We start from the raw sequence: 16,691 nt of genomic DNA, 5'->3' as shown, positions 1-16,691 counted from the left end.
GTTGATCATGGCGGCGATGTCAGCGAAAGGAGAACCTGCTGCTCTTGCCACCCCTGCTGAGTAGTAATGCGCTCGGTAATACGGACTTTGTGCGCCTCAATATGCGTGATACGCCCGCCATTGCTGCCTACATGATCCCCCGCACGAACGCTTGTCACACGCCCATCCGGCGCCTCTATCAACGCGACATGGCGCTCTCCCATAACCAGCGTGCCCACCAGGCGAAGCTCCGAAATAGAGAAACGCTCAAGCGGCTCGGGGGTTCGCTGTGCGTCAGGCACCAGCGGGGCATCCTGGGTTACGTCAGCTATCTGCAAAGGCGACTGCACTGCTTGGAAAGGACTGCGCGTGTCTGAGTAGCCATACGCCTCTACGGGATATACAACCAGTGGCTCAATACGCGAAGCGGAGGGAGTGCCTGGGGTTTGGCGAATCCTTGAGAGCGTGCCATCCAGTTGATCAAGCTCAGGCCCATGACAACCAGAAAGCAAAACGACACTGACCAGGCAGCTCATCACGCGGGCAAGCCACTTCACTGATCTTCCTCCCGCCGATTTAAGCTATTTTCGCTGCCACCCTTTTCGCCTTCAGCCTCTTCGCTTTCATCCTGGCTGACAGCATCAGCGTCGCTATAGGCCTTAGCCACAAACGACAGGGACAATCTGCTCGCAGCTTGATCAATCGGCGCAAGCGTAATGTCATGCTGCGTGACAAGGTATTCCAGCTGACTAATATCAGTAATAAACTGCGCCAACTGGTGATAATCGCCTACTACCTGAATATCAATAGGATGCTCTGACACTTGGCTAACGACAGGACGCAGATAAATATCATCGATGGTGAGCTGGTTCTCATCAGCCGCGTCTCTAATGCTATCCCGTAATGCTGGAAGCGCCGCCTGGGGTGTTAACAGGGCACGCATCCGGGTCATTTGCTCCTCCAGGCCAGCCAGCTGGGTACGCGCACCGTTCAGCAATCCGGCAGCATGAACACTGCTGCGGTAATCGCTTAACAGCCTTATCTCTTGTTGCTGTGCCTGTGCCAGCGACGCACGATGCTCACTCACCAGCCATGCGCAGGTCGCCACTAACGCCATTAGAAACACCAGCCCGCCGCTAAGTACTTTTAACAACCAGGGCCATGCGCCTGCATCACGTAGATCAAGCGTCTGCCAGTCAAGCGCACGCAAACGCTGCCACTCTTGCTGCCACACTTTTCCCCATCGCAGCAGGTATAGCGGCGCCCCTGATTTCATGGCGATACTCCAGAATCGACCAAAGAAACGCTCGGCTGAGTGAGGGTTACTTCAAAATGGAAGGTTCTCCCACTGCCCTGCGGATCACTGGCCATTTCGGAGAGTACCGGAATATCAAACCCTGACATTTCAGCAAGACGACGTAACTGCTCGGTTATCTGACGCTCATCTTCTGCGATCGCGGATACGCTTAGCCGATTATGACGCTGTTCAAGGTGCTGAAAGACCACGCCCTCGCCAAGACTTGCGGCAAGGTTGTTAAACAGCTGAGCCGTCTGTATTCGCTGTTGAAGCAGGCGCTGGAAGCGGGTTAACTGCTGGCGCAGCTGCTCTCCCTGCAGAACAGTGCGTTCAGCTTCACTAATTTCATGTGTATAACGCTCTATATGAGCAGCGATATACGCATTGCGCTGCTCCTGAGCGCCCAGCATCCTCTGATAGACATGCGAAATCCCACTACCCAGCGCGATACCGGCGATCAGTAACAACAGCATGACGGTATAAAAGCGTCGCGTGTGCTGTTCTCGGCGCTCTTCCCGCCAAGCCAGCAGGTTGATCGTAATGCTCATAAAGGCGCCCGCATCGCAAGGCCGCTTGCGGTCAGCAAGCCGGGGAGACTCAGAGTAAGCGCCTGCCTATCCACGCGCTTGTTGACCGGCATCGTCTGCAGCGGATTTAGCGGCGTCACCGGTAGCTGACACGCATCAGCCATAAAGGTCGCTAACCCCGGCAGCGCATTTATATCACCGGCTAGCACGATATGACCCACAGGCGATTGGCGGCTGGTGGCGATATAAAGCTGCAAGGCTCGCGCAATGCTTTGTGCGAATGCACCCAGAAAAGGCTTCAGGACCACGTCCTGAAAATCAGCTGGCAAGCCGCCATGCTGACGAGCCCATAAGGCATCTTCTCGACTGAGCGCGTATCGCTCTTGAGTCGCGGTGGTTAACGGTTCGCTGCCCTGTAGGTTTTCGCGGACGTAAACGGTGCGTGCATTATGAAAAACGCGAAACGTACTTGTCTGCGCTCCGATATCGACCAGCGCAACGCTTGCGGCAGAGTCGTACGCCGCTGACAGCTGAGGGCGCAGCGCAGCAAAGGCACGTTCAATCGCAAAGGTTTCGACATCCACCGCAACAGGTTCCAGTCCTGCGCGCACCAAGGGTTCTGTCAGTTGCCAAACATCCTGTTGACGACAAGCCACCAACATTACTTGTTGTAAATGCGCAGCCAAGGGAGCAGGCCCCATGCATGCAAAATCAAACGCCACTTCATTGAACGGAAAAGGCAGATGACGGTCTGATTCGATCATCAAACGCTCCTCGATTTCCTGCTCGTTCAACTCAGCAGCAAACGTGAGCATTTTAGTAATCGCCATGCTGGCAGGAAGTGCTACCACGGCATTACGCGTAGAGGGCTTGGCGTGGTCAATGGCACGTTTTAAACTATCTGTGACGTAATTAATGTCCTGAATACGCCGTTCAGCCACTGCACCGTCACGAAGTGAGCAAACCGCATGGCTTTCCACTTGGTAGGTGTCGTGACTCTTTTTAAGCTCCAACAGTTTGATGGCGGTCGATGTAATATCGATGCCGATCAATCCCTTACTGGCTTTAAACAGGCGCATTATGAGTTTATTCCTGCCATCTGATATGCCCAAGAAGTAGTGGCATAACGCGCTAGTCAGGTAACGCGCCGTTATATTTACGGCATATCAACACTGGTGGCCGCTGCCTCGCCTTCCTATAATGGCAGCCAATTGCGCGATACGGCCGCTTGGATGCCGATCCTATTCTCCTTTTCATGGGTGCCCTCTGTTCATGACGTTTTTGCGAACCCTCATTCTGTCGCTGTTCTTTCTTATCGTGTCGTTAGTCGGGGCCGCCGCATTAGCCATGGTGGGCGCGGCTATCTATTTTTCGCCTGGCTTACCTGATGTTCGTCAGTTGCAAGACTTCGAGCTTCACTCACCTCTGCGGATTTTCACCAATGACGGTAAGTTAATCGGTGAGTTTGGTGAGGAACGGCGCATCGTCGTTGATTTCGACGAAATACCTCAGAACATGGTCAACGCCCTGGTGGCCGCCGAGGACACCAATTACTTTGAGCACTCGGGGGTTGACCCTCGAGGGCTTGCCCGTGCCGCAGTAGAGCTGGCCCGAAGTGGCAGTATTCAATCAGGCGGCTCCACCATCAGCATGCAGGTCGCGCGTAACTACATGCTGACGCTTGACCAAACCTTTACTCGTAAGCTGCGTGAAATTCTGCTGGCTCTACAGATGGAAAAACTGCTCAGCAAGCATGAGATATTCGAACTTTACGTTAACAAAATTTTCTTAGGAAATCGAGCATATGGCATTGCAGCCGCTGCCGATACCTATTACGACAAGCCGCTTTCCGAACTGACGCTTGCAGAAACGGCCATGATTGCCGGGTTGCCTAAAGCTCCTTCCGCGTTTAACCCGCTGGCCAACTCCGAGCGCTCACTGATTCGTCGCAACTGGATTCTGTTCCGTATGCGCGAGCTGGGCTTTATTGATGACACCACTTATCAGGCTGCCGTACAGGAGCCGGTCACTGCACGTCGTCACTTCACCCAAACCGAAGTAGATGCTTCTTACGTGGCAGAAATGGCGCGTCAATATGCGATTGAGCGCTTTGGCGATGCGGCGTACACCGGCGGCTACCGCATTTATACGACGCTGGACAGTGAGCTTCAGCCGTTTGCCCGCGAGGCCTTGGCCAATGGCCTGCTTGAGTATGATTTACGCCACGGCTGGCGGGGCGCTGAACAGCACGATATCGCTCCCAGTCTCGTTGAAGCCCAAGAGCGTACGGCAACCCAAGGATTGGAAGAAGAGCTTGCCGAGTCGCCTGAAATTCGTCAGACAGCCCGCCAGGCCGCCGAGCGTAGCCAAACGGAAATTGCCGGTGTTGAAGGCGATGTTAGTAACTGGCTGCAGGTACTTGAGCGTACCCCCAACTATGGTCTGCTAAAACCCGCCATCGTCGTGGAAAGCGGTGGTCGTGAAATGCAGGTACTTACCCGTGGCGGCGAGCTGAAAACCATTAACTGGGACGGCCTAAGCTGGGCACGTACCTATAACAGCCCACGCAGTCGTGGTGCTGAGCCAAGCTCTGCCGACCAGATTGCCGTACGCGGTGACCTGGTTCGCATTCTCGAAACCCAGGATGGCACCGTACGCCTTTCTCAGCGGCCAGATGCAGAAGGCTCGCTCGTTGCTCAGGACCCACGTACCGGCGCGATTCTCGCCTTGCAGGGCGGGTTTGATTTTAACGCCAGCAAGTTTAATCGCGCGGTTCAGGCACAGCGCCAGTCGGGTTCTATTTTCAAGCCCTTCATTTACCTTGCGGCACTTGAAGATGGCGAAATGAACGCTTCCACCGTGATCAATGACGCGCCTGTTGTACTGGACGATGGCAGTAACTCGCTCTGGCGCCCTGTTAACTCCAGCCGTGACTTCGCAGGGCCAATGCGCTTACGCCCGGCGCTTGCTCGTTCGCGCAACCTGGTCACTATTCGCGTTCTACAGGCGATGGGGCTTGATCATACGATCAACTATCTGGAAGGTTTTGGCTTCGCGCCAGGCCGCCTGCCTCATGGCCTCTCTTTGGCCTTGGGCAGCGCAAGCCTAACGCCCATGGAAATGACCAACGCCTACTCCGTGATTGCCAATGGCGGCTTTCAAGTGGCGCCGTGGTTTATTGAACGTGTAACTCGCAATGATGATCATGAGCTCATTGATGAAGCGACACCCCAGGTGGCTTGCCCCAGCTGTGCAGAGGGTCAGGAAACCGTTGAGATTGATGGCCGTGAATACCCGGTTGCCAAACGCGTTGCCAACGCAGCGGCCACCTACATTCTGCGCGATATGCTGCGTGATGTTATTACCTCGGGTACTGGCCGTGGGGCACTGAGCCTTAACCGTGAAGATATCGTCGGTAAAACCGGCACCACCAACAGCCAGCGTGACGCATGGTTTGCAGGCTTTAACACCGACCTGGTGACAACCGTTTGGGTGGGCAAAGACAGCAACGAAACCATTGCCGAGTATGGCGCCAACGCTGCACTGCCTATTTGGAACGCCTTTATGGGCAAGGCGCTTGAAGGCACACCCTCTGCCGTGCCTGAGCGTCCTGATACGGTGGTGACTGCGCGGGTAGACCCTAACTCAGGCCGACGCTTACATGACAATCAGCCGGGAGGCATCAGCGAGTTCTTCCACCGCGACCACTTGCCCGCCTACCAGCCGCGCGGGATTAGCCGAGAGCTGGAAGAGGCCAGCGGCTCACAAGGCTCGGGCACAGCAGAGTCCATCTTCTAAGCAAGCCTGAAGCCATGTAACCGCTAAGGCAAGAAACGCAAAAGCCCGGAAACCTAATGGTCTCCGGGCTTTTTTTACATCCAGCTTTCGCCATCGTTTTAAGCGCTATGCAATACTCGGCGCTTCATGCTTACTGGCTCGCCAATTTGTACCAATCGCAACGATCATGACGGCAACACCGGCAATCTCGGTGATCAAGCTGGGGTAGAAAACCCCTACGATAGCGGCGCCAATGGCAAGACGCGGCAACAAGCCCATACGGGTAAACAAGTACCCCTCAAGGGCAGCGGCAAAGGCGCACAACGCAAAAATCGCAATAACGGCATTCCAGATCACCACCAGCACCGGGCCGCCGACAATAATCTCCGGATTGAACACCATAAACAACGGAATGAGATAAAGCCCTTTGGCAAACTTCCACGCCTGAAAGCCGGTTTCCATCGGTTTACTGCCCGCGATTGCAGCCCCGGCAAACCCTGCCAAGGCGATGGGCGGCGTCACGTTAGAGTCCTGGGAGTACCAGAATACTACCAGGTGAGCGACCAGTAGCGGCACGCCAAACTCCGCCGTTAGCGCCGGGCCCACCAGAACAATCAGCACGATATAGCTTGCGGTAACCGGCAGACCCATACCCAGAATCAGGCTTGCCAACAACACCATGACCAGGGCAAGTACCAGATTGCCGCCCGAGAAAGCGAGCATCATGGAGGAGAACTTAAGCCCAAGGCCGGTTAACCCAACCACACCCACGATAATGCCTGCCACCGCACACGCCATGGAAACCGCCACGGCATTGCGTGCGCCCAGTTCAAGGCCCTGCACCAGCTTCACCAGGCCGATCCAAACCACCTCTTGGGTCCGCCTGACTGTCACCGGCTGGCCTTGGCCAGGCGCGACAAAGAAGTACCATAACGCGTAACGTAAAACCGCCACGGCAATCATGGTAATTACCGCGTAGTAGCCGACCCGCATGGGCGAAAGGTTCATTACCAGTAGCCACACCAGCACGGCCAGCGGCAGCAGAAAATGCCAGCCATCCTTCATGACCTGGCGCATTTTCGGCAGCTCGCTTCTCGGCATGCCCTGCATTCCCTGTTTAAGGGCAATAATATGTACAAACAGATACACCGTCGCGAAGTACATGATCGCCGGTAAAATACTGACTTTGACAATATCCAGGTACGGCGTATTGGTGTACTCGGCTATCAAAAAGGCGCCTGCGCCCATCAGCGGCGGCATAATTTGCCCACCAGTGGAGGCAGCGGCTTCAATTCCTCCCGCCTGCCTGGGCTGATAGCCCAGTTTTTTCATCAGCGGGATAGTAAACGCGCCCGTGGTGACCACGTTGGCAATCGCGCTACCCGAGATAGACCCCATGCCCGCCGACGCCAGCACAGCCGCCTTCGCCGGGCCGCCGCGCTGGCGCCCTGTGGCTGCGTAGGCCATATCAATAAAGAATTTTCCCGCCCCGGTGCTCTCTAAAAACGCCCCAAACAGCACAAATATAAAAATGTAGGTCGCGGCAACCCCTAACGGCAAACCAAAGATACCTTCCTGACCCAAGTACAGCTGGCCTGCTACTCGGTCCAGAGAATAGCCGCGATGATTTAAAATACCGGGCAGCCACTCGCCAAGCCAAGGCAGCTCACCGCGTGGCCCGGCAAAGGCGTATATGATGGCCAGCACGCCAATAATCGTCATCCCGAAGCCCACGGCACGACGGCTGGCTTCCAGTACAGTGACCGTCGCAATGCAGGCCACCAGAATATCGGTTTCACTCCAGAAACCCGCACGATTGATAATCTCGTCTAAAAACAGCACCAGGTAGCCGCCGGTAATCAGCGCGCCCGCTAAAAAGACAAGATCAATTCCCCAGCCAAGTACACCTCGCTTACGGCTCGGCCCAAAAACCGGGAACATTAAAAACGCTAACAGCATAATCAGCGCCAAGTGGATACCGCGCTGATAAAACAGCCCCAACGGCTGAATACCGGCGGAGTAGAGCTGAAACAGGGAAAGCCCGACAGCCACGATGGTGATACACCGCAGCACCAGGCGGGGTTGAATCGCATTACCGCCCGGCATTAATACCGGCGGTGGAGTGGATTCGTTCATGAAGTCCTCGGAAGTGTTGTCTCGCTTGTTTCTTTTAGAAGCGCTCTGGCTCACCCAGTTGGATGATGACTCGCTGCCCTGCCGCTTGCTCGCTCAGGCTAATGTCAGGGTGCTCGCCACCGGGCCACACCACTTGATGGTTGACCGCATTAGCACCGACTCGAAGTACATACCGGTTATTGATGACAGGCTCGTTAATCGCATTGATCCAGTAGCCGCCCTGGCCATCAGACACTTGCTCACCTCGACCCACAATATGCCCAAGTCCTGCGGCAAAGTCGGGCTGGTGGCTGCGCTCAAGCTGCATGACACCGCTGGCGTTGCGATAGCAATCCAGCACCGTGAAGTGTTCGACCGAATGCTGCCACTGAATGCACCAGCGCACGCCTTCAGGAGCGGCTTCCTCCAACAGCGTTTCGCCATCTTCAGTGGTAACCGTAAGGTACGCAGACGCCGAGGCGGGGGAAGCCCCAGCCTCGGCGAACGGTAAGCAGACCAACAGGAGCGCCATCAGTTTTTGTTGCCACTGCATGACGAATGCTCCGTTAGATGAAGGCGTCGTTACGGACGCAAACGGTCCGGAATTTCGACATCCATTTCCTCAAAGTAGCGAATTGCGCCCGGGTGCAGCGGCACGGGCGTTGAGTTCATGGTGAACTCAATCGTGGTGTCGTTGGCGGCGGGGTGGACGGCAATCAGCTCATCGGTGTGCTCAAACAGCAGTTGGGTCAGTTGGTAGGCAAGCTCTTCATCCATCTCGGCGTTAACCACCAGGACATTGGGGATGCCGATGGTCTGAACGGCTTCGTCCATGCCGTCGTACATGCCAGCAGCAAGCTCGTAGGGAGCAAACACCGCTTCCTCTTCCTGCGCGTTGGCAATTTCTTCATCGGACAGGTTGATCAAGCGAATGTCGCGCGTGGCGGCCAGGTTAAGAATGGAGCTGGTAGGCGGGCCTACGCTCCAGAAACCGGCATCAATATCGCCATCGCGGATGGCATCGGCCGTTTCGTTGAAATTGAGCCGCTGAGGAGTAAAGTCTTCGTAGCTAATGCCGTTGGATTCCAGTACGGCGCGGGCATTAAGCTCGGTGCCGCTACCCGGTGCGCCAACCGAAACTCGCTTGCCCGCCAGGTCATTGATGCTTTGAATATCGGATTCGGCAAGCGTCACCAACTGCACCGCATTGGGGTAGAGGGATGCCAGCGCCCGGGTGTTTTCCACCTGACGCCCTTCAAAATCGTCGGTGCCGGTATAGGCTTGATACACCGTATCGGCCAGTGCGGTGGCAAGATCGGCGTCGCCGCGCATGATGAGCCCCATATTTTCAACCGAGGCGCCAGTCACTTCCGCCGTCGCTTGGGCACCTTCAATATGGTTATTGATCATTTCAGCCAGGCCGCCGCCAATAGGATAGTAAACGCCCCCGGTACCGCCAGTGGCGATAGAGAGCTGTTGGGCGCTGGCGGGCAGTGCTATGGCGAGCAGCGATGCTGCGGCTGCATATTTTAGTGTTTGCATGCGAGTTGCCTCCGTCCGGCTTGGACTTATAAGTATGCGTGACGATCAAAATATTTGTTGTGCTTGCCGCTGCATTCGCAGCGGCGGCCACGTGACGTTAGCACGGCTGTTGCGTTGATGTTAATGGGACAATAGTGCCACGACCTGCTGAGTAATATGCGCCCCAATAGGAAGCGCTGACGTTGCTGCTGGCGAAGGAGCATTGCCGACGTTCACCGTCCGCCGTGTATTGACGAATAAAAAGTCATCGACCAACTTACCGTCACGGGATACAGCCTGGGCGCGAACGCCTGCTGGGTAAGGTTGAAGGTCATCAATAGTGATATCAGGGCAATATTTGCGGACCAGCTCCAGGTAGCCACGCTTATAGAACGAGTTTTTCATCTCCCCGATTCCTGGCTTAAGGTGCTTGCCCAATACCTTTAAAGTACCGGGATGGGACAACATCTGAGCTATATCGCGTAGCGACATATCCTGTTTTCGATAGCCTTCACGCTTTAACGCTAATACCGCGTTGGGGCCGACCGTTACCCGGCCATCGATCATTCGGGTTAAATGCACGCCCAAAAACGGCATGCCCGGGTCCGGAATAGGGTAAATCAAGTGGTTAACGATATGATTATGCTGCTCGGGCAGTAAGTAGTACTCCCCCCGGAACGGGCAGATGGTAAAGCCTGGTTTCTGACCCAGCATGCGGATCACCCGGTCAGCCATTAACCCGGCACAGGTCACCAGATAGCGGCTGCTCAACGTATCGCTGGAAGTGGTGACCACCACCTCGGCACGGCGCTCTTCCAACCCTTTCACCTCAACGCCATAGCGAATTTTCCCGCCAAGACGTTCAAATTCAGCGGCCATGGCACGAGTCACCTGGGCATAGTCGACGATGCCGCTTGAAGGGACGTAAATAGCGGCCTCGCCACGGATATTCGGCTCACGCTCTTTAAGCGCCTCCGCGCTAAGCCACTCACGCTCCAGACCATTGGCCGCAGTACGTTCCCAAAGCGCTTGCATGCGCTGGATCTCAAGGGCATCGGTGGCCACCAGCAGCTTGCCGCAAATGGCGTAATCGACCCCATGCTGATCACAAAACGCCCGCGTTGCTCGGTTGCCCTCAAGACAAAACCGCGCCTTCAAACTGCCCGGCGTGTAGTACACCCCGGCATGAATAACACCGCTATTATGGCCGGATTGGTGCTGAGCGGGGCCGTGCTCTTTTTCAAGCACCAGCAGACGCTTATCAGGGTAGGTCTGCTGCAGCTGCATTGCGGTAGACATCCCAAGGATTCCGCCGCCAATAATGATGAAATCCCACATCAATCACGCCTCTTATGCCAAAGTGTTAATTTTTAGTAATAATAGCCGCTATTCTTATATCTTCGCCGGTTTGCCACCCTTTCACCAGCGAGCCGACGTTATAGCAATGGAGATTGCCATGGAGCCAGATGCGCCGCGTCAAAACTTAGCGATTAACGCTTACCGAACGCTCAAGCACGACATTATCCGAGGCCGCTATGCGCCTGAAGAGAAGCTCCTTATGAGCCGCTTAAAGGAGCATTACGGCGTTAGCACCGGGCCGCTACGGGAGGCGCTTTCGCAACTGGTAGCCGACCGCCTGGTCGTGGCTATTAGCCAGCGGGGATACCGCGTAGCGCCCATGTCACTTGCTGAGCTTAATGATATTTATGACGCACGTGCCCAGCTGGAAGGGCTTATTTTGCGCTTGGCCATCGAGCGGGGCGACGATGAGTGGGAAGCCTCGGTGGTAGCCACGGCACACCGGCTTTCCAGGGTAACCGATATCAGCTCGCCCGATGAACTACTTGATGGCTGGGATACACGTCACAAGGCGTTCCATACCGCGATTGCCAGCGGCTGCAACTCCCCTCACCTGCTGCAAATGCGCCACACTCTGTTTGATCAGGTGGAACGTTACCGCCACTTGTGGCTACAGGAAACCGTTATGTCACCCACCGCACTAGCGCAAAAGCGCCAAGAGCACGCCGCCCTTGTTGAGGTTATTTTGGCCCGCAATGCCGAGCAGGCTGACACGTTAATGCGCGATCACTTGATGACACCAGTCCCCATCATTACGCAAGTGCTTAAGGCTCGCGGCATCCAATAAATTCTTCATTTCAAAAAAATGTAGATATTTTTAAATAACGGCGATAAATTGGAATAGCTTTCAAAGTAGATCGCTGGATCGGCGTGGGCGCCTGGATGTGTCGACGCGAACCTGTTTCCCCTCAAGAATTCTCAGGAGACTACGTAATGACACACTTCAATTGGGACGACCCGCTATTGCTGGAGCACCAGCTCACAGAGGAAGAGCGCCAGATTCGCGATGCCGCCCACGACTACTGCCAAAACAACCTGCAGCCCCGTGTATTAAGTGCATTTCGTGAAGAGCGCTTTGACCGCGAGATCATGACGGAAATGGGAGAACTGGGCCTGCTGGGCGCGACCGTTTCCCCGGAGTACGGCGGTGCAGGCGTTAACCACGTTGCGTACGGCTTGATAGCCCGAGAAGTGGAGCGTGTCGATTCCGGCTACCGCTCAGCCATGAGCGTACAGTCGTCGCTGGTGATGTATCCCATTGAAGCGTACGGCTCAGAAGAGCAGAAACAAAAGTACCTGCCCAGGCTTGCCAGCGGTGAAATGGTCGGCTGTTTTGGCCTTACCGAACCCGACCACGGCTCCGACCCCGGCAACATGATTACCCGCGCGGAAAAAGTCGACGGCGGCTATCGGTTAACCGGCGCCAAAATGTGGATTACCAATAGCCCCATTGCCGATATCGCCGTGGTATGGGCCAAGTCGGCTGCCCACGACAACCAGATCAAAGGCTTTATCGTTGAACGTGGCACAGAAGGCTTCTCCACCCCAAAAATTGAAGGCAAGGTGTCGCTTCGCGCCTCGATTACCGGTGAAATCGTACTGGACGGCGCCTTTGTCCCTGAAGAGAACCTGCTGCCTAACGTCAGCGGCCTTAAAGGGCCTTTTGGCTGTTTGAACAAAGCGCGTTATGGCATTGCATGGGGTGTAATGGGCACTGCTGAATTCTGCTGGCACGCCGCCCGCCAATACACCCTGGACCGCAAGCAGTTTAACCGCCCGCTGGCGGCTAACCAGTTGATCCAGAAAAAGCTGGCCGATATGCAAACGGAAATTACCCTGGGCCTTCAGGCCGCGCTTCAGATGGGTCGTCTGATGGATAGCGGCAACTGGGCGCCGGAAATGATTTCGCTGATCAAACGCAACAACTGCGGCAAGGCGCTGGATATTGCGCGCATGTCGCGAGATATGCACGGCGGTAACGGCGTTTCCGACGAGTATGGGGTAATTCGCCATATGGTGAACCTGGAGTCGGTGAATACCTACGAAGGTACCCACGATGTTCACGCATTGATTCTTGGCCGCTCTCAAACCGGCATTCAGGCATTTTTCTAAGCTGCCGCGCACAAACCACAATAGGCCACAGGAATCATCATGAGCAACGTAACCAAACCGCTGGCGGGCATTAAGGTACTCGATATTTCTCGCGTACTGGCCGGGCCCTGGTGTGGCCAAATGCTCGCGGACATGGGGGCCGATGTAGTGAAGGTCGAGCGCCCAGGCAGCGGCGACGACACGCGCCACTGGGGACCTCCCTGGCTTGAAAACACCGCAGAATCAGCTTATTACCTGTGCGCCAACCGGGGGAAACGCTCGGTGACGATTGATATGGCCAGGCCAGAAGGCCAAACGCTGATCAAGCAGCTCGTTGCCCAGTCAGATGTGCTGCTTGAGAACTTTAAAGTCGGCGGCCTGAAGAAATACGGCCTGGATTACGCCAGCCTGCAAGCGCTTAACCCGGCACTGATCTACTGCTCGATTACCGGTTTTGGCCAGCAAAGTCCCTACGCCCACCGCGCAGGCTACGACTTCATGATTCAAGCCATGGGCGGCATCATGAGTTTGACCGGCAAACCCGACAGTGAACTCGGTGGCGGCCCGGTGAAGAGCGGCGTGGCGTTTACCGATATTTTTACTGGCCTGTATGCCGCCAACGCTGTGCTGGCAGCGCTTTATCAACGCCGTGACAGCGGCGTCGGCTGCCATATTGATATGGCGCTGATGGATGTCCAGGTAGGCGTGCTGGCCAACCAAGCGCTTAACTACTTAACCTCCGGCAACGTGCCTCAACGCTTGGGCAATGCGCACCCTAACATCGTGCCCTATCAAGCGTTTGCGACCGCGGATGGACACATCATTGTGGCCGTAGGCAATGACGCACAGTTTGCGCGCTTTTGTGAGGTGCTCTCGCTAAGCGATCTGCCGCTCGATGAGCGTTTCGCCACCAATGGTGCCCGCGTTAACCACCGTGAAACACTCGTGCCCCTACTCGAAGCGGCCCTTGCTCAGCGAACCATGGATACATGGCTGACCGCCTTTGAAGCAGCAGGCGTGCCCAGCGGCCCCATCAATACGCTTGACCGCGTATTTGATGACCCGCATGTAAAAGCGCGCGGCTTAAAACAGACCCTGCCCCACTCACAGTCGGGCCAGGTGGACCTGGTGGCTAACCCTATTCGCGTCAATGGTCACTCCATGAGCGCCAGCACAGCACCGCCAGGCTTGGGTGAGCATACTGAACGTGTGTTAAACGACATCGGCATTAGCCCGGCCCAACAACAGGCACTGCGTGAGGCAGGTATTATTTGATTGCTCGGCGTATACGGTGTTTACGCCTATTAATTACGCACTATGCTGAAAGCCTATCCCTTATTAGATAGGAGTTGAGCCATGAGCAATGCTGAGCTAAACGAACTAAAGCGGAAATACGTTGCCAACGGCGCAGCGAGCCCTGCCACAGCGTTTGCCGACCATGCCGAAAACGCTGAAGTGTGGGATGCTGATGGCAACCGATTTATCGATTTTGCTGGCGGAATCGGCGTCCTGAACATCGGCCACCGCCACCCTAAAGTGGTTGCCGCGGTGAAGGCACAGCTCGACAAGGTAATGCATACCTGCCAAACGGTCATGCCCTATGAAGGCTACGTTCGCGTAGCCGAAAAACTTAGCCACCTGGTACCGGTTCGTGGCCACGCCAAGGTAATGCTGGCCAACTCCGGCGCCGAAGCGCTGGAAAATGCCGTCAAGATTGCCCGCGCAGCGACCGGACGCGCTAACGTCATCTGCTTTGATGGCGGCTACCACGGCCGCACCTTCTTCACCATGGCGATGAACGGCAAAGTAGCGCCCTATCAAACCGACTTTGGCCCCATGCCAGGCACCGTATTTCGGGCGCCCTACCCGGTCGATTATCACGGTGTTAGTGAAGATGAAGCCCTTCGCGGCCTGATGATGGCGCTTAAAACCGACGCGGGCCCGTCCAATACCGCCGCCATCATCCTGGAGCCCGTGCTTGGCGAAGGCGGCTTTTACCCGGCACCGGCCTCGTTTCTTAAAAAGATCCGCGACATCTGTGATGAGCACGGCATTCTGATGATTATTGACGAGGTGCAGTCTGGCTTCGGGCGCACAGGCAAGATGTTCGCCATTGAGCACAGCGGTGTTGAGCCCGACATCATGACCATGGCCAAAAGCATGGCCGACGGCATGCCGGTTTCAGCCGTGGTAGGTACCGATACAATAATGGACGCCTCAGGCCCCAACTCATTGGGTGGTACCTACACAGGCAGCCCAACCGCCTGCGCTGCCGCACTTGCCGTTATGGAAGTGTTTGAAAAAGAGAACATCCTGGAGAAAAGCCAAGCCCTCGGCGATAAGCTGGCCAAGCATTTTAATCAGTGGCAGGCACGTTACGAAAGTGTCGCTAATGTTCGCCACATGGGCGCGATGGCCGCCTTTGAACTCGTTGCTGATAAAACTACCCGAGCACCCAATGCAGAGCTTGCCAGCGCATTATGCAAAAAGGCCCGCGAAGAGGGTTTGATTCTGCTTTCCTGCGGGATGTACGGCAATACCATCCGCTTTTTAATGCCCATTACCATCGAAGACGACGTTTTGAACGAAGGGCTGGATATTATCGAGTCATGCCTAGAATCGCTGGTTTAGAACGACCACGTGTCAAAAACAAACGCGCCGCTCAAATCGAGCGGCGCGTTGGGTGTTTATCTGCCGTCACCCTGCCATAAATCTTGGCAGCCAAAGGGCAATTTGTGGCCAGATACTCACCAGCATGGCAGCAACACACATGAGCAGGAAAAACGGCAGTGATGCCCATGCAACACGGCTGATGCTTTCACCTGTCAGGCTTTGCAGTACAAAGAGATTGAAGCCAACAGGCGGGGTAATCTGACCAAGCTCAATCATGATAATCAGAAAAATACCAAACCAGATTGGATCAAACCCTGCCAGCAAAACGATGGGGAGCGTAATCGGCAAACTCATTACGGTAATCGAAATACCGTCCAGGAAGAGCCCCAGCACGATATAGAAAATGGCTAGCGCAAACAGCAATACCATGGGACTGAAGTTCTGCTCAGCAATCCAACCTGCCAACTCGCGCGGTAGATGTAGATATCCCATCGCCGTAGATAGAAGCGTTGCTGTGATGAGCAGACTACACACCATGATGGTGGTGATTAACGTCCCGCGAAATGCTTCAACAAATAGCCTGAGGTTTAGCTGTCTTTCAAATCCCAATAGCATCAGAGTAGCTGCCACGCCCACTGCTGCTGCTTCTGATGGTGTTGCAATGCCGCTATAGATTGATCCAATCACAATGGAGATCAGCAATAATATGGGCAACAGCAACATAAAGGATTGCCAGATAGTCTGTTCAGACACCACGGCTTTAGGCGTTAAGGATGGCGACATCCAGGACCTGAAACAGATATAGCAGCTGTAGAGAAAAGCGATCAAAAGCCCAGGCACCACGCCTGCCATAAACAACTGACTGATCGACACCTCCGCTTGCACTCCATAGACAATCATCACGATTGATGGAGGAATCAACAGGCCGAGACTACCGGCGCCTGCCAGAGAGCCTATCGAAAGGTTTCTGTCATAGCCTCTCTCTTTCAGCTCCTGAGTAGTAATTTTACCGATGGTGGCCGTTGTAGCCGCGCTGGAGCCACTCACGGCTGCAAATAATGTGCAGCCCAAAACGTTGGTATGGAGTATTCCGCCGGGCAAATGGCTGGTAATTGGTACAAGTCCCTTGAACAAACGCTCCGAGATATTCGAGCGAAATATCAACTCTCCCATCAGGATAAACAGCGGAATGGCAGATAATTCCCAGCTGTTGCTAGCCCGATATAAAATCCGAGAAAAAATCAGGCCAATGCGATCTGCACTAAAATCTCCAAACAGCCAAAGAGAGCCGATAGACACTGCCATCATGGCAGCAAAAATCCACATGCCCATGGTCAGAAAGAAAAGCAGTAGAACCGCAACGCCTATAGCCGTCCAAAAAATATCCATGCATGACTTCCCATCAGTTAAAT

The 16,691-nt window shown here is 55.1% G+C and carries 14 protein-coding genes; 5 read left to right on the top strand and 9 right to left on the bottom strand.

Annotated features, from left to right (window positions below):
• Positions 1-5 precede the first annotated feature (5 nt).
• From ACT3TJ_RS14990 to pilM, 4 genes are read right to left on the bottom strand one after another with little or no spacing between them, the layout of a single operon-like run.
• Positions 6-536, bottom strand: coding sequence for a pilus assembly protein PilP (locus tag ACT3TJ_RS14990; protein ID WP_444665966.1), 531 nt, complete (start codon positions 534-536; stop codon positions 6-8).
• Positions 533-1,255 carry a type 4a pilus biogenesis protein PilO gene (locus ACT3TJ_RS14985; RefSeq protein ID WP_444665965.1) on the bottom strand — a complete coding sequence of 241 codons (723 nt, stop codon included), beginning with the start codon at positions 1,253-1,255 and terminating at the stop codon, positions 533-535. The genes ACT3TJ_RS14990 and ACT3TJ_RS14985 overlap by 4 nt, the downstream gene beginning before the upstream one ends.
• The gene (locus ACT3TJ_RS14980) at positions 1,252-1,824 is read right to left on the bottom strand and encodes a PilN domain-containing protein (RefSeq protein WP_444665963.1); all 573 of its coding nucleotides are present in this window, start codon (positions 1,822-1,824) and stop codon (positions 1,252-1,254) included. The genes ACT3TJ_RS14985 and ACT3TJ_RS14980 overlap by 4 nt, the downstream gene beginning before the upstream one ends.
• Positions 1,821-2,882 carry a type IV pilus assembly protein PilM gene (gene pilM, locus ACT3TJ_RS14975; protein WP_444665961.1) on the bottom strand — a complete coding sequence of 354 codons (1,062 nt, stop codon included), beginning with the start codon at positions 2,880-2,882 and terminating at the stop codon, positions 1,821-1,823. The genes ACT3TJ_RS14980 and pilM overlap by 4 nt, the downstream gene beginning before the upstream one ends.
• Positions 2,883-3,075: 193 nt before the next feature.
• Between pilM and ACT3TJ_RS14970 the strand changes: the two genes are divergently transcribed.
• A complete protein-coding gene (locus ACT3TJ_RS14970; RefSeq protein ID WP_444665959.1) occupies positions 3,076-5,601 on the top strand; it encodes a penicillin-binding protein 1A in 2,526 nt (841 codons plus the stop codon).
• Positions 5,602-5,706: 105 nt separating this feature from the next.
• On the opposite strand, the gene ACT3TJ_RS14965 is transcribed toward ACT3TJ_RS14970, so the two are convergent.
• From ACT3TJ_RS14965 to lhgO, 4 genes are all read right to left on the bottom strand, one after another.
• Positions 5,707-7,716, bottom strand: a complete 2,010-nt coding sequence (locus ACT3TJ_RS14965; RefSeq protein ID WP_444665957.1) for a TRAP transporter permease — start codon at positions 7,714-7,716, stop codon at positions 5,707-5,709.
• A gap of 34 nt (positions 7,717-7,750) precedes the next feature.
• Positions 7,751-8,248 (bottom strand): DUF1850 domain-containing protein, encoded by a 498-nt coding sequence (locus ACT3TJ_RS14960; protein ID WP_444665955.1) that lies wholly within the window; start codon positions 8,246-8,248, stop codon positions 7,751-7,753.
• A gap of 29 nt (positions 8,249-8,277) precedes the next feature.
• A complete protein-coding gene (locus ACT3TJ_RS14955; protein WP_444665953.1) occupies positions 8,278-9,237 on the bottom strand; it encodes a TAXI family TRAP transporter solute-binding subunit in 960 nt (319 codons plus the stop codon).
• Between the two features lie 120 nt (positions 9,238-9,357).
• Positions 9,358-10,554 (bottom strand): L-2-hydroxyglutarate oxidase, encoded by a 1,197-nt coding sequence (gene lhgO, locus ACT3TJ_RS14950; protein WP_172118657.1) that lies wholly within the window; start codon positions 10,552-10,554, stop codon positions 9,358-9,360.
• Between the two features lie 118 nt (positions 10,555-10,672).
• Between lhgO and csiR the strand changes: the two genes are divergently transcribed.
• The 4 genes from csiR (at position 10,673) to gabT (ending at position 15,297) form a co-directional block, all read left to right on the top strand.
• A complete protein-coding gene (gene csiR, locus ACT3TJ_RS14945) occupies positions 10,673-11,362 on the top strand; it encodes a DNA-binding transcriptional regulator CsiR (protein WP_087107872.1) in 690 nt (229 codons plus the stop codon).
• A gap of 146 nt (positions 11,363-11,508) precedes the next feature.
• Positions 11,509-12,687, top strand: a complete 1,179-nt coding sequence (locus ACT3TJ_RS14940) for an acyl-CoA dehydrogenase (protein ID WP_444665951.1) — start codon at positions 11,509-11,511, stop codon at positions 12,685-12,687.
• A gap of 39 nt (positions 12,688-12,726) precedes the next feature.
• Positions 12,727-13,941, top strand: coding sequence for a CaiB/BaiF CoA transferase family protein (locus ACT3TJ_RS14935; protein ID WP_444628710.1), 1,215 nt, complete (start codon positions 12,727-12,729; stop codon positions 13,939-13,941).
• 81 nt (positions 13,942-14,022) lie between these two features.
• Positions 14,023-15,297 (top strand): 4-aminobutyrate--2-oxoglutarate transaminase, encoded by a 1,275-nt coding sequence (gabT, locus tag ACT3TJ_RS14930; protein ID WP_444665949.1) that lies wholly within the window; start codon positions 14,023-14,025, stop codon positions 15,295-15,297.
• 66 nt (positions 15,298-15,363) lie between these two features.
• Here gabT and ACT3TJ_RS14925 read toward each other — a convergent pair whose 3' ends face one another.
• The gene (locus ACT3TJ_RS14925) at positions 15,364-16,668 is read right to left on the bottom strand and encodes a TRAP transporter large permease (RefSeq protein WP_444665947.1); all 1,305 of its coding nucleotides are present in this window, start codon (positions 16,666-16,668) and stop codon (positions 15,364-15,366) included.
• Positions 16,669-16,691: the final 23 nt, after the last annotated feature.

It is taken from the genome of Halomonas sp. AOP30-A1-24, from assembly GCF_052378165.1.
GTDB classification, from domain to species: Bacteria; Pseudomonadota; Gammaproteobacteria; order Pseudomonadales; family Halomonadaceae; genus Vreelandella; species Vreelandella citrativorans.
Note: the sequence above shows the minus strand (reverse complement) of the source record. Positions and strands in the feature narration are given on the sequence as shown.

Bases quoted from the DNA above. Each gene is read 5' to 3' on its own strand.
- ACT3TJ_RS14965 (WP_444665957.1), bottom strand. From the start codon at position 7,716: ATGAACGAATCCACTCCACCGCCGGTATTAATGCCGGGCGGTAATGCG.
- pilM (WP_444665961.1), bottom strand. From the start codon at position 2,882: ATGCGCCTGTTTAAAGCCAGTAAGGGATTGATCGGCATCGATATTACA.
- ACT3TJ_RS14935 (WP_444628710.1), top strand. From the start codon at position 12,727: ATGAGCAACGTAACCAAACCGCTGGCGGGCATTAAGGTACTCGATATT.
- ACT3TJ_RS14985 (WP_444665965.1), bottom strand. From the start codon at position 1,255: ATGAAATCAGGGGCGCCGCTATACCTGCTGCGATGGGGAAAAGTGTGG.
- lhgO (WP_172118657.1), bottom strand. From the start codon at position 10,554: ATGTGGGATTTCATCATTATTGGCGGCGGAATCCTTGGGATGTCTACC.
- ACT3TJ_RS14980 (WP_444665963.1), bottom strand. From the start codon at position 1,824: ATGAGCATTACGATCAACCTGCTGGCTTGGCGGGAAGAGCGCCGAGAA.
- ACT3TJ_RS14970 (WP_444665959.1), top strand. From the start codon at position 3,076: ATGACGTTTTTGCGAACCCTCATTCTGTCGCTGTTCTTTCTTATCGTG.
- ACT3TJ_RS14960 (WP_444665955.1), bottom strand. From the start codon at position 8,248: ATGCAGTGGCAACAAAAACTGATGGCGCTCCTGTTGGTCTGCTTACCG.
- gabT (WP_444665949.1), top strand. From the start codon at position 14,023: ATGAGCAATGCTGAGCTAAACGAACTAAAGCGGAAATACGTTGCCAAC.
- csiR (WP_087107872.1), top strand. From the start codon at position 10,673: ATGGAGCCAGATGCGCCGCGTCAAAACTTAGCGATTAACGCTTACCGA.
- ACT3TJ_RS14925 (WP_444665947.1), bottom strand. From the start codon at position 16,668: ATGGATATTTTTTGGACGGCTATAGGCGTTGCGGTTCTACTGCTTTTC.
- ACT3TJ_RS14955 (WP_444665953.1), bottom strand. From the start codon at position 9,237: ATGCAAACACTAAAATATGCAGCCGCAGCATCGCTGCTCGCCATAGCA.
- ACT3TJ_RS14940 (WP_444665951.1), top strand. From the start codon at position 11,509: ATGACACACTTCAATTGGGACGACCCGCTATTGCTGGAGCACCAGCTC.